At 63.8% G+C, this 11,389-nt stretch carries 12 protein-coding genes; 8 read left to right on the top strand and 4 right to left on the bottom strand.

From position 1 onward, the window contains the following. Window positions 1-249: 249 nt before the first annotated feature. The 3 genes from rplU to IEV62_RS12450 all read left to right on the top strand — a co-directional run bounded on the left by rplU (window position 250) and on the right by IEV62_RS12450 (window position 1,610). Window positions 250-612 (top strand): 50S ribosomal protein L21, encoded by a 363-nt coding sequence (gene rplU, locus IEV62_RS12460; protein ID WP_188447944.1) that lies wholly within the window; start codon window positions 250-252, stop codon window positions 610-612. A gap of 13 nt (window positions 613-625) precedes the next feature. Further along, the gene (rpmA, locus tag IEV62_RS12455; protein WP_188447942.1) at window positions 626-898 is read left to right on the top strand and encodes a 50S ribosomal protein L27; all 273 of its coding nucleotides are present in this window, start codon (window positions 626-628) and stop codon (window positions 896-898) included. Window positions 899-1,067: 169 nt separating this feature from the next. Then, window positions 1,068-1,610, top strand: a complete 543-nt coding sequence (locus IEV62_RS12450) for a GNAT family N-acetyltransferase (protein ID WP_188447940.1) — start codon at window positions 1,068-1,070, stop codon at window positions 1,608-1,610. 179 nt (window positions 1,611-1,789) lie between these two features. Here the strand turns inward: IEV62_RS12450 and IEV62_RS12445 are convergent, their stop codons facing one another. The 3 genes from IEV62_RS12445 to IEV62_RS12435 all read right to left on the bottom strand — a co-directional run bounded on the left by IEV62_RS12445 (window position 1,790) and on the right by IEV62_RS12435 (window position 5,510). Beyond that, the gene (locus IEV62_RS12445) at window positions 1,790-3,295 is read right to left on the bottom strand and encodes a replicative DNA helicase (protein ID WP_188447938.1); all 1,506 of its coding nucleotides are present in this window, start codon (window positions 3,293-3,295) and stop codon (window positions 1,790-1,792) included. A gap of 122 nt (window positions 3,296-3,417) precedes the next feature. Continuing rightward, complete coding sequence (locus tag IEV62_RS12440) at window positions 3,418-4,299, bottom strand: hypothetical protein (protein ID WP_188447936.1); 882 nt, start codon at window positions 4,297-4,299, stop codon at window positions 3,418-3,420. Further along, window positions 4,269-5,510 carry a TIGR04063 family PEP-CTERM/XrtA system glycosyltransferase gene (locus tag IEV62_RS12435; protein ID WP_188447934.1) on the bottom strand — a complete coding sequence of 414 codons (1,242 nt, stop codon included), beginning with the start codon at window positions 5,508-5,510 and terminating at the stop codon, window positions 4,269-4,271. The genes IEV62_RS12440 and IEV62_RS12435 overlap by 31 nt, the downstream gene beginning before the upstream one ends. An 82-nt stretch (window positions 5,511-5,592) precedes the next feature. On the opposite strand from IEV62_RS12435, the gene IEV62_RS12430 reads away from it, so the two are divergent. From IEV62_RS12430 to IEV62_RS12420, 3 genes are all read left to right on the top strand, one after another. Beyond that, a complete protein-coding gene (locus IEV62_RS12430; protein WP_188447932.1) occupies window positions 5,593-5,739 on the top strand; it encodes a hypothetical protein in 147 nt (48 codons plus the stop codon). Then, window positions 5,732-7,096, top strand: a complete 1,365-nt coding sequence (locus IEV62_RS12425) for a putative O-glycosylation ligase, exosortase A system-associated (RefSeq protein WP_188447930.1) — start codon at window positions 5,732-5,734, stop codon at window positions 7,094-7,096. Before IEV62_RS12430 ends, IEV62_RS12425 begins: the two co-directional genes overlap by 8 nt. A 140-nt stretch (window positions 7,097-7,236) precedes the next feature. After that, the gene (locus tag IEV62_RS12420; RefSeq protein ID WP_229733095.1) at window positions 7,237-8,373 is read left to right on the top strand and encodes an acyltransferase family protein; all 1,137 of its coding nucleotides are present in this window, start codon (window positions 7,237-7,239) and stop codon (window positions 8,371-8,373) included. On the opposite strand, the gene IEV62_RS12415 is transcribed toward IEV62_RS12420, so the two are convergent. Continuing rightward, entirely contained in the window at window positions 8,349-8,900 is a 552-nt protein-coding gene (locus IEV62_RS12415) for a type 1 glutamine amidotransferase domain-containing protein (RefSeq protein ID WP_188447928.1), read from the bottom strand. The two genes, IEV62_RS12420 and IEV62_RS12415, sit on opposite strands and share 25 nt — an antisense overlap. A gap of 106 nt (window positions 8,901-9,006) precedes the next feature. Between IEV62_RS12415 and IEV62_RS12410 the strand changes: the two genes are divergently transcribed. Then, on the top strand, window positions 9,007-10,011 hold the full coding sequence (locus IEV62_RS12410) for a DNA topoisomerase IB (protein WP_229733093.1): 1,005 nt from the start codon (window positions 9,007-9,009) through the stop codon (window positions 10,009-10,011). A gap of 10 nt (window positions 10,012-10,021) precedes the next feature. Continuing rightward, the gene (locus tag IEV62_RS12405) at window positions 10,022-11,263 is read left to right on the top strand and encodes a mechanosensitive ion channel family protein (RefSeq protein WP_188447926.1); all 1,242 of its coding nucleotides are present in this window, start codon (window positions 10,022-10,024) and stop codon (window positions 11,261-11,263) included. The last annotated feature ends 126 nt before the right edge of the window (window positions 11,264-11,389 follow it).

The following is an 11,389-nucleotide window of genomic DNA, read 5'->3' as shown; positions in this document are numbered from 1 at the left end:
CCATATCGGCTTATCCATTGCAACATAAAGTTCACCAATTTCGGCCACATCGTCCAGATTAGGGCGTTTTCGGCCCTAACTATGGCGTTTCGGCAACGCTTTCGCCGAGCTCGATTGCGCCGTGGCGGTTGACAGCGGCGCGCTCCTCGCATAGCTGGCGCTTCTTTCCCGCGCTCGGCTCGCCGTGCGTGGGGTACAGGTATTTTTGCCCCGCCGGGGGCACGGCATTTTTGAAAGTGATGTAGGCCCATGTTCGCAATCGTGCGCACGGGCGGCAAGCAGTACCGCGTTGCCGCCGGAGACAAGATCGTCGTCGAGAAGCTCGAAGGCGAAGCCGGGGCGTCGATCACGCTCGGCGACATCCTGCTGGCGGGTGAAGGCTCGGAGCTGCACTCGGTCGAAGGCCTCACCGTCTCGGCTGAGATCATCGCGCAGGCGAAGGCCGACAAGATCATCGTCTTCAAGAAGCGCCGTCGTCATAACTATCGCCGCAAGAACGGCCATCGCCAGCAGCATACGATCCTGCGCATCACCGCGATCGGTGGCGAAGAGATGAAGAAGGCCGTCAAGGCAGCTCCGGCGGACGCCGAAGCACCGGCCGCTCAGGCGTAAGGAGTAATTCGAGATGGCACATAAGAAAGCAGGCGGTTCGTCGCGCAACGGTCGTGATTCGGCCGGTCGTCGCCTTGGCGTCAAGAAGTTCGGTGGCGAAGCCGTCATTCCGGGCAACATCCTCGTGCGTCAGCGCGGCACCAAATTCTATCCCGGCACCAATGTCGGCATTGGCAAGGATCATACCTTGTTTGCGCTAACCGAGGGCCGAGTCGCGTTCCATCAAGGCAAGCTTGGCCGCAAATTCTGTTCGGTCGAAATGCCGGTTGCGATTGCGGCTGAATAACATCGGGTAACCGGACGGGTTGCCCACCAGGGCGATCCGGATAGTCTTCGTACTATCGAAAAAGGGAGACGGGTCGCCCCGGTCTCCCTTTTTTCATGCTCCCTCCCCACCCATTGTCGCTTGCCCGTCACGAGATACGGGCAAGCGACGGCGACGAGGAGAGTAAGCGATGTTCGCTCGTACCCAGAGACTGACGCTGCGGCCCGGCTGGCCGGAGGATGCTCCGGCGCTTGCGGCGGCGATTGCGCATAAGGATGTCGTGACCAAAATCTCGCGTGCGCCTTGGCCGTACACCGAGGACGACGCGCGCGCGTTTTTGACCCGCAGACAAGCTTCCGCCGATAGCGCCTTGCTTATCACCACGCTCGACACGGGAACGCCCCGGATCATCGGATGCATCGGGATTCATCCCGAGGGCGACGCACACGAGCTGGGGTATTGGCTGACGCCAGACGCCTGGGGGCGGGGTTACGCGACCGAGGCTGGGCAGCACATGGTCCAGATTGCGCGGCACGCGTTGGGACTGAAACGCCTCCGTGCAGGACATTATGTCGACAACCCTGCCTCTGGACGCGTGCTTTCGAAGCTCGGCTTCACCCCAACTGGGCGTATCGAGCCGCAATATTGTCGTGCGCGCGGCCATGAAGTGCTTTGCGTCAAGTTAGAGCTGGATCTCGACATCGCGCGCGGGGATTTTAGGTTGGCGGCCTGAGCGCGTGTAGCGTTCGCGTTCGGGCTGCGTTTCAATCGTTGAAATTGCGCTTCCCCGGCGAAGGCCGGGGCCCAGTCGCGGAGGTTTAGGTAACCGCGCGCGGCGTTCAAATTTCTCACCGGACGCGACTGGGCCCCGGCCTTCGCCGGGGAAGCGCTAAAGTTGGGGAAAACTCCCCCTCAATACCCGGCGCCGACAAAGTCCGAAAACTTCGTGATGCTCGGCTCGAACTTCAGCATCACCTTACCCGTCGAGCCATGACGCTGTTTAGCGACGATCAGTTCCGCCAATCCGTCCACCCGCGACAGATGCTCGGACCATTTCGCATGCTTGTCCTGCACGTCGCCGGGGCTGCTCGCATTGGGAATCTCGGGCTGGCTCATGTTGAGATAATAATCCTCGCGATACACGAACATCACCATGTCGGCGTCCTGCTCGATCGACCCCGATTCGCGCAGATCCGACAGCAAAGGCCGTTTGTCCTCGCGGCTCTCGACCGCGCGGCTGAGCTGTGACAGCGCCAGCACGGGCACGTTCAAATCCTTGGCGATGTTCTTGAGACCGCGGCTGATCTCGGAGATTTCCTGCACGCGCCCGTCGCCCGAACTCTTCGCAGTGCCCGACAGCAATTGCAGGTAATCGACGACAATCAGGCCCAATTGATTGTTGAGCTTGCGCTGCAGCCGCCGCGCGCGGGTGTGCAGCGCACCGATCGACAGACCGGCGCTATCGTCGATGAACAGCGGCAAGCTCTCGAGGCTAGCGGCGGCAGCGGCGAGCTTGTGGAATTCCGCATGGCTGATCTTGCCTGATCGCAGCACCTCGGAATTGATCCCCGATTGCTCGGCGAGAATACGCCCGGCGAGCTGATCCGCTGACATTTCGAGGCTGAAGAACGCGACCTTGGCCCCGAGCGAGCGATCCGGCTCGATCCCGTCGGCCATGTCGCGCATCCAGCGTTGCGCGGCATTGTACGCGATGTTGGTGGCAAGCGACGTCTTGCCCATGCCTGGGCGTCCCGCGAGAATCATCAGATCGGAGCGGTGCATCCCGCCGATCTTGGCGTTCAGACTGTCTAATCCGGTCGTAATGCCCGAGATATGCCCACCCGAATTGAGCGCGATCTCGGCCATCTTGATCGTCATGGTCGAGGCCTGGACGAAGGTCTTGATCTGCGAATCGCTGCCGCCGTCGGCTGCGACCTTGTAGAGTTCCTCCTCGGCCGCCTCGATTTGCGCGCGCGGGTTGACCTCTTCCGACGTGTCCATCGCGCGTTCGACGAGGCCACGCCCGACCGTCACCAGCGTGCGCAGCATCGCGAGATCGTAAATTTGCTTGGCGAATTCGCGCGCGCCGAGCAGGCCTGCGCCAGAGCCGGTCAATTGCGCGAGATAGGCGGGACCACCCAGCTCGCGCATCCCGACATCGGCATCGAACATCGGGCGCAGCGTGACCGGGCTGGCCAGCATGTCGTTCCCGCGCAGCGTGCGGATTGCAGCGAAAATGCGCCCGTGCAGCGGCTCGAAGAAATGATCGGGATCGAGCGCATCGATCAAATCATCGGCTAGCCGGTTGTCGATCATCATCGCGCCGAGCATCGCGGCCTCGGCCTCGACATTTTGCGGCAGCGAAACGCCTTCGGGACCGGGCGGGGAAACGGGCGGAGATGCAAATGCGGTGGCCATCGCGCCTTCTCCCAGACGCGTCGGTTCGGGTCAAACCGTCGCAGCGCGAATTGCGGGGATAAGTTTCCCGATTTTGGTGTTGGTCGCGCCTGCACCGCCCAGCGAATGCTGGGGGGCAGCGCTCAGCGCATCGCCATCCGACGCAAGGTCGAAAGCGTGTCTTCAATCGTTTCCGTAACCGGCTCAGCAACTATTGGCTCCGCGACCGCTTCGGCAGGGTCAGTTTTAACGTGACGGCGCGCCGCAGCGACGCGTTCGAGCCGCTCAAGCAGCGCCTGGACCGTCTCCGACGGATCCGCCCGGGCCGGGGCTGGCGCGTCATGGGGCGGTGCGGCGGGTCGCACCATCGGGGTCAGCGCGAAGGTCTCGAAGCGCTCGCCCGGGTCGAAGGTCTGGCGGCGCTCGGGAATGGTGACCGCAACGGGTGCCGGGAACCAGTCGAGAGGCGCTTCCGGCACGGCGGCGGGATCATACGCCGCGAGGGGCTGATCCAGATCGATCGGCAGCGGCTGCTCGACCGGAACAGGCGCCGGGGTTGGCTCCACTGCCGCAACATCGACATGGACCGGACCCCGCACGGGGCGGGCGCGCACTTCGAGGAACGGGGTCCCCAAATCGGTATTGGCGAACAGCGGCCGCCGCGCGGGCGCGTCGGGATGCGAATCGGCGCGGCGCAACACTGGCGCAGAGACCGGAGCAGCGCCATCGCCCTTTTGTCGACGGTGCACGACAATGGTCCGCGCGCCGAAGCTCAGAAACAAGCCAAACCACGCAATCGCGCCAACCCCGCCGCCGCATACCAGCACCAGCGCCAGTCGAGCGGTAAAGCCGAGCGGCGGCTCGGCGGCGGACAGCACTGACGCAATCCCACTGTCGACGACCATCGATTCGAGCAGATCGGTTGGAATGAGCGCGAACATCGCGGCGGTGAGCACGCCGATCACACTCGCGGCAAGCGGCGCAATCGGCAATATCACATGTTTAGAGCGGGGGGACTCGGCCATGGTTTATGGGATGCCATACCATCGGTAAGTTTCTGGTAAACAGGCGCATAACGATCCACGTTCAACGCCCAATTGCGTTCCGCCTCGACAAACGCACGACCCCGCGCGCGCCGCCCCTCCCAACCGTCGCGATCGGCCAGCAACGCAGCCAGGGCCCGCGCCATGCCGGCGGGATCATCGGGCGGAAACAGTGTGCCGGTGTCGTTGTGGCGGATCAATTCGCGGTGCCCGCCAACGTCGGATGCCGCGACCAGCCGCCGCTGCGCCATCGCCTCGAGCGGTTTCAGCGGGGTCACGAGATCGGTCAACCGCATGCGCTTGCGCGGATACGCGAGCACATCGACGATGCTGTAATAGCGGTCGACTTCGGTATGCGGGACGCGCCCGATGAAATGAATGTGCTGTGCCACCGGGGAGGCTGCTGCCTGCGCGCGTAATGCGGCCTCCATCGGCCCGCCACCGACCAACACGAGTTGCGCCGAGGGACGGTCGTCGACAAGCAACGGCATCGCCGCGATCAAATCGTCGAGCCCTTCATAATCGTAGAAGCTGCCGATGAAGCCGATCACCTCGGCCCCTTGCACTCCCAGTGTCTCGGCGAGTGCGTGGTCATACGGCAAGGGCTCCCCGAAAACCGACATGTCGACGCCATTGGGCGAGACGGTCAGCTTGCCCGGATCGATCCCGCGCCCAATCAGATCGTGCCGCAGCCCGTCGCAAATCACCGCGACCGCATCGACGCGCTTCACTGCCCAGGTTTCCAGCGCGCGGGTGGCCCGATAGCGCAGCGATCCCTCGGTGCCGGTGCCATTGCCGACGGCGGCGTCCTCCCAAAAGGCGCGGATTTCATAGACGATCGGCAGCTTGCGTCGCCGCGCCACGCGCAAACCCGCCAGCGCATCGAGCACCGGCGAATGCGCGTGCAACACATCGGGTTTGAACTGCGCGACGACCTGATCGATCCTGCGGGCAAAGGCGCGGATTTCGCGCAGTTCACCGAACGGGCTGATCGTCTCGGGAACCGGATCGGTGCGGTAAAAATCGATCCCATCGACCGTTTCCTCGGCCAGGTCGCGCGGACCGTTTCGTGGCCCGGTCACCGCCGCGACCTCCCACCCGCGCCGCTGCTGGCTCTTCAGGATCGCGCGGGTGCGAAAGGTGTAGCCGCTCTGCAACGGCAGGCCATGATCCAGGAGGTGGAGAATGCGCATCCGCTTTCCCTAACGCCGACTGCTTAACGTAGCCTCAACCCGCTCGCGCGTAGGGCGGGCGGATGCAAGGCGGATCGCAGCCATGATCGACAATCTCGCGCTCGCGATCAGCCATGGCTTGATCGCGCTGACGGTGTGGGTGCTGCTGCGTCGCCCCGACCTCGACCGCGAAGACTCCCCGCCCCCCGAGCAGGACTTACGCAAGCCGAAGGGGCGCCCGCGTGCGTGATCTCGTCTTCGTCGCCTTTCTGGGTGCCTTCTTCGCGGCAGGCTTTCGCAAGCCGTTCATTTTTGTGCTTGCCTATGTCTATATCGACATCGTCAGCCCGCAGCGGCTGACCTATCTGTTGCTCAACGCGATCCCGATTTCGCTGATGGCGGTCGCGCTCACGGTCGGCGGATGGATGCTGGCCGACGACAAGACCGACACGCGCGTCGCCCCGCGTCAGGCGCTGATCGTGCTGCTCTTGCTCTATTGCGGCATCACCACACGCACGGCGGATTTCCCGGTCGAGGCGCTGGATAAATGGGATTGGGTCTGGAAATGCCTGGCCTTCGCCGCTTTCCTGCCGCTGACGCTGCGCACCAAATTGCGGATCGAATCGCTGCTGCTGGTGATGATTGCCTCGGCATCCTCGATCATCATCATCGGCGGGATCAAAACGATCGCCAGCGGCGGTGGGGGATACGGCACGCTCAACTTGATGGTGTCGAACAATTCGGGGCTGTACGAAGGATCGACCATCTCGACCGTCGCGGTCGCGATCATCCCGCTGATCCTGTGGTTCACCAAATACGGCACGATCTTTCCGCCCGACTGGAAAGTGAAGGGCTTCTGCTACGCGCTGGTCTTCGCCTGCTTGCTGATCCCGGTCGGCACCTCGACGCGCACCGGGTTGCTCTGCATCGGCCTCGTTGCGGTGCTGATGCTGCGCGATACCAAGCGCAAGGTGCTGTATCTGTGCGTGCTCGGCGCAGCCGGGCTGATGGCAGTGCCATTCCTGCCCGCCTCCTTCACCGACCGGATGAGCACGATCAAGACTTACAAGGCCGACGAATCCGCCTCGACCCGGCTCGCGGTGTGGGGCTGGACTTGGCAATATGCCAAGGAGCACCCGCTGGGCGGCGGCTTCGAAATGTACCGCCAGAACCAGATCCGCTACGATACCGAAAAGGTCGGGGGCACCGCCGCCAATGCAACGATCGACAAGAAGCTAACCGTCGACAAGGCGCGCGCCTTCCACAGTGCCTATTTCGAGATGATCGGCGAACAGGGCTTTCCCGGTCTGGCGATCTGGCTGCTGATCAACCTGATCGGCATCATCCGGATGGAAGTGCTGCGGCAACGCTATCGCAAGGCGGGGCCGGATCAGGCATGGATCACGCCGCTGGCGGGCGCGTTGCAGTCGGCGCACATCGTCTATCTGCTCGGCGCGGCGTTCATTGCGATCGCGTTTCAGCCGTTCGTCTACATGCTGATTGGCGCGCAGATCGGGCTCGATACCTATCTGGCGCGCAAGCGGAGCCAGGCGGCATGGCGCCCGTTGCGCAAGCCGCGCGCGACGGCGGTCGAGGTGGTGGCGTGAGCGAGGCGCAATCATCTGAGCCCCTCCCCTTTAGGCGCTCCGAGTCGGCGATGCCCCCGGCATCGCCTGAACAGCGCGGGGCGCTGTTCACCCGGAGCGGGGTTGGGGGTGGGGCCGTGCCGCAAATGCCCAATGGCAGAATGTGGGAGAGGCCCCACCCCAACCCCTCCCCTGAAGGGGAGGGGCTTAGAAAATACCAACTGCGCGCGCTGACCGGCATGCGCGGGATCGCAGCGTGGTTCGTCGTGCTGTACCATATCCGCCTATCGATCGCCGGTCTGCCACCGGTCTGGGTCGGGGTCTTTGCCAAGGGCTATCTGGCGGTCGATTTCTTCTTCCTGCTCTCGGGATTCGTGATCTATTTGAGCTGGGGCGAACGGCTGCGCGACGGCGGATTGCGCGCAGTGCCTGGGTTCCTGTGGCGGCGGATCGCACGGATCTGGCCGCTCCATTTGTTCATGCTGGGGTGTGCCGCGCTACTCGCGCTCTTGCTCGCCGCGCTCGGACGGCACGATCCGGTCGATTATCCGTTCGCCGAGCTGCCACTCCACATCCTGTTGCTGCAGAATTGGGGTTTCACTGATCATCTCGCCTGGAATGACCCGAGCTGGTCGATCAGCACCGAATGGGCGGCGTATCTGCTGTTTCCGCTGCTCGCATTCGGCGTCGACTGGCGGCGCGTGCCGAGTTGGGCGGTGGTCGGCGCGATTACGGCGGCGCTGGTCTTGCTCCACGCGCTGATGGCCGACGCCCCGACGCTCGGCACCGATATCTGGACCTTTGGGCTGCGGCGCTGCGTGATCGAATTCGCGGTCGGATCGGCGCTGTGCGCGTTGTGGTTGCGGTGGCGCGATGCCCCTGCCCGCGCCGTCGCCGCTGCAGTGACAGTCGCGGGTGCGATGCTGGCGGCGCGTTCGGCTGGCGCGCCCGAAACGCTGACCATCCCTGCCGCCTTTGCCGCGCTCCTGCTCGCGCTCGCGCTGGCTTCGGAATGGCGCGGCAACCTGCTCAATGCCCGCGCGATCCACTATCTCGGCGAAATCAGCTACGCGACCTATCTCGGCCATTTCCTGCTATTCGTGGTGTTCAAGCTCGCGTTCGTCGATGACGCGCACGCGATCCCGCCAATATTGGTGGCGCTGTATCTCGCGCTCGTCCTGGGCAGTTCGGTCGCGCTATACCATCTCGTGGAGCGACCTGCGCAGGCGTGGTTGAATCGGCTCCCCGTCCGCTGGCGGGGAGCCGATCCGGCTCAGGCGTCCGCCAGTTCTTCTTGAAGCGCGGCCAGGATCGCCGCGTTGAAGGCGGGGATATCGTCGGGATTACGGCTGGTGATGAACTGGCCGTCGCGGACGACTTCCTCGTCGACCACGTCGGCCCCGGCATTGGCGAGATCGGTGCGCAGCGACGGCCAGCTCGTCATGCGCTTGCCCTCGACCACATCGGCCTCGATCAACAACCACGGCGCGTGGCAGATCGCCGCGACCAATTTGTCGTCATCGACGAATTCCTCGATGATCTCGATCGCGCGATCGTTCATCCGCAACGTATCGGGGTTGGCGACGCCACCGGGCAGCAGCAGCGCGGTATAATCCTCGGTCTCGACGTCTTCGAGCAGCAGGTCGGGCGTGATCGTTTCGCCCTTCACGTCGTGTTGCATGCCTTGAATCGGATCGGTCCTGATCGAGGCAAGCGTCACCTTGACGCCGGCATTGAGCAAGGCTTGGCGCGGCTCGAACAGTTCGGCTTGCTCGAATCCGTCGGTGGCGAGGATCAGGACGTGCGCGGTGGAAAGGTCGGCCATTGGGTGTCTCCGGCTTTGATAATGGTTGGGGGGTCCGCGCCGCTCAACCGATAAGCCACCCAAGACGTTCCGGAACGATGCGACGGCCCGTGCATTCTCATCGGCCATGGCCAAGATCAGCTATCACGACGACAGCGCGCCCGGCATCACGCGCAAGAAAATGCGCCACGGCTGGGGGTATTTCGACGCGAGCGGTGCGCGCATCACCGAGCGCGACGAGATCGATCGGCTCAACGCCATCGGCCTGCCCCCGGCGTACCGCGATGCGTGGTTCTGTCCCAAACCCAACGGCCATATTCAGGCGGTCGGCTGGGATGAGAAGGGCCGCAAGCAATATCGCTATCACACCGGCTTTCGCGAAACGCAGGAGGCAGCGAAATACGAAGGCTGTGCGGCGTTCGGTCAAAGTTTGCCCAAGTTACGCGCCTGCGTCGCCGCCGACTTGGCGCTGCCCGGCGTGAGCCGCGAAAAGGCGGTCGCAGCGGTCGTGCGGCTCCTCGATCTCGGCCACATCCGCGTCGGCAATGAAGGATATGCAAAAGCCAATAACAGCTTCGGTGCCACCACCTTGCGCAACCGCCACGTCAAGGTCGCAGGCAACGCGCTGAAACTCAAGTTCCGTGCGAAATCGGGCAAGGAGCGCGTGATGACGATCACCGACAAGACGCTCAGCCGCTTCGTCAAGAAATGTCAGGATTTGCCGGGCCAGCATCTCTTCCAGTGGCTCGACGCTGAGGGGGAACCGCATCCGGTCTCCTCCTCTGACGTCAACGAATATATCCGCGCGGCGAGCGGTGGCGATTTCACCGCCAAACATTTCCGCACCTGGGCGGCGAGCGTCCTCGCGTTCGAGACGCTGGCCACCGCGCGCGCCGATATCGGTCTGAAGACGCTGCTGCTGCCGGTCAGCGAAGCGCTCGGCAATACCCCAGCAATCGCGCGCAAATCCTATGTGCACCCCGCCTTGCTCGCGCTGGTGAAGACCGGCCAAGCCGAATTCCGCGCTCGATTGCGCTTGCCACGCCGCACCCTCTATCTATCGCGCGCCGAGCGCGGGTTGATCGCGTTCCTCCAACCCGGCGCGCCAGCGGCGGTCCAGCGCGCCGCGTGAAAGTTTTGATATGAAGACCGGTAACACCAGCAATGCGATCCTGCCGCCGATCAAGGTGCAGGATGTCGATCAACAAACGCGCGCTTTGTTCGGTTCGACCGTGCAATGGGTCGGCACGCACTGGCTGCAAATCCTTATCGCGGTCGGCGTCGCGAGCCTGCTCGTCATCCTGTTTCACTTCGTCCGTCGGCTTGCCCGCAACTATTGCGCACGCCGCACCGGGCCGAGCGGCTGGGCCGCGGTGATCGCGCGCGCGCTGGAAAAGACCGGCAATGTCTTCATGGTGCTGGCCGCCGCAAAGATCGTCACTGCCGCGAATTTCGCCGCGACGCCGGTCGAAGTGGCCGCGACGATCACGTTCCTGTGGACGCTTGTCGCCTGGTTCCAGGTCGCGATCTGGGCGCGCGAAATCATCCTCGGCGCGATCGAACACCGTACCGCCGGCGACCATTATGCGGGCGAGGCGATCGGCAGCGCGATGGGCATCATCCGCTTGCTCATCAGCTTCGCGGTGTTCGCGATCGCGGTCATCGTCATCCTCGACAATCTCGGCGTCAACGTGACCGGGCTGGTCGCCGGGCTTGGCGTCGGCGGCATTGCGATCGGTCTGGCGGCGCAAGGCATCTTCGCCGATCTGTTTGCCGCACTCGCGATCATCTTCGACCGGCCGTTCCGGCGCGGCGACACCATCTCCTACGACGCGACCACCGGAACGGTGGAAAGCATCGGCCTCAAATCGACCCGCATCCGCGCCGCGACCGGCGAAGAGCGGATCATCGCCAACAAGCAGTTGCTCGAAAAGGAAATCCAGAACATCACGCAGCGCGATTATCGTCGCATCATCTTCACGCTAGGCGTGGTGCAGTGGACGCCGGTCGAAACGCTGAAGCGCTTCCCCGCCTTGCTCAAGGAAGTGGTGGAGAGCTGCGAGCAGAAGTTCGTCCGCGCCGGTTTCGTCAAGTTCGGCGATAGCAGCTATAATTTCGATCTCGAATTCGATTCCGAACATGCCGGCTTCAAGGAATTCTTCGACGCGCGCCACGCGGTCGGCGTTGCGATCATCGCGCGCATGAACGATGAGGGGATCGCGCTTGCCTACCCGACCCAGACCGCCTTCACCGCCGCGCCCGAAGGTGGGCTGATCTTGCCCTATGCCGAGGCCACCGCGCCCGTAGTCACGATTTCGACCGACACTGCGCGCCTTACTGCCGACCAATCGACGCTCGGCAAGGCGAGCGAGCCGGAAGGGTGATCCGCGCCACCTTGTGCCCCCCCCGGCGAAGGCCGGGGCCCAGTAGCGGGAGGTCGGCAAGTGAGGGCTGTCCTCACCAACTGAACGCGCGCGACTGGGCCCCGGCCTTCGCCGGGGTGGCGCAGT

The sequence above is a fragment of the Sphingomonas psychrolutea genome (genome assembly GCF_014636175.1).
Lineage (GTDB): Bacteria > Pseudomonadota > Alphaproteobacteria > Sphingomonadales > Sphingomonadaceae > Sphingomonas > Sphingomonas psychrolutea.
The sequence above is the reverse complement of the archived record's forward strand: the minus strand, read 5'-3'. Positions and strand labels throughout refer to the sequence as shown.

Bases quoted from the DNA above. Each gene is read 5' to 3' on its own strand.
- rplU (WP_188447944.1), top strand. From the start codon at position 250: ATGTTCGCAATCGTGCGCACGGGCGGCAAGCAGTACCGCGTTGCCGCC.
- rpmA (WP_188447942.1), top strand. From the start codon at position 626: ATGGCACATAAGAAAGCAGGCGGTTCGTCGCGCAACGGTCGTGATTCG.
- IEV62_RS12450 (WP_188447940.1), top strand. From the start codon at position 1,068: ATGTTCGCTCGTACCCAGAGACTGACGCTGCGGCCCGGCTGGCCGGAG.
- IEV62_RS12445 (WP_188447938.1), bottom strand. From the start codon at position 3,295: ATGGCCACCGCATTTGCATCTCCGCCCGTTTCCCCGCCCGGTCCCGAA.
- IEV62_RS12440 (WP_188447936.1), bottom strand. From the start codon at position 4,299: ATGGCCGAGTCCCCCCGCTCTAAACATGTGATATTGCCGATTGCGCCG.
- IEV62_RS12435 (WP_188447934.1), bottom strand. From the start codon at position 5,510: ATGCGCATTCTCCACCTCCTGGATCATGGCCTGCCGTTGCAGAGCGGC.
- IEV62_RS12430 (WP_188447932.1), top strand. From the start codon at position 5,593: ATGATCGACAATCTCGCGCTCGCGATCAGCCATGGCTTGATCGCGCTG.
- IEV62_RS12420 (WP_229733095.1), top strand. From the start codon at position 7,237: ATGTGGGAGAGGCCCCACCCCAACCCCTCCCCTGAAGGGGAGGGGCTT.
- IEV62_RS12415 (WP_188447928.1), bottom strand. From the start codon at position 8,900: ATGGCCGACCTTTCCACCGCGCACGTCCTGATCCTCGCCACCGACGGA.
- IEV62_RS12410 (WP_229733093.1), top strand. From the start codon at position 9,007: ATGGCCAAGATCAGCTATCACGACGACAGCGCGCCCGGCATCACGCGC.
- IEV62_RS12405 (WP_188447926.1), top strand. From the start codon at position 10,022: ATGAAGACCGGTAACACCAGCAATGCGATCCTGCCGCCGATCAAGGTG.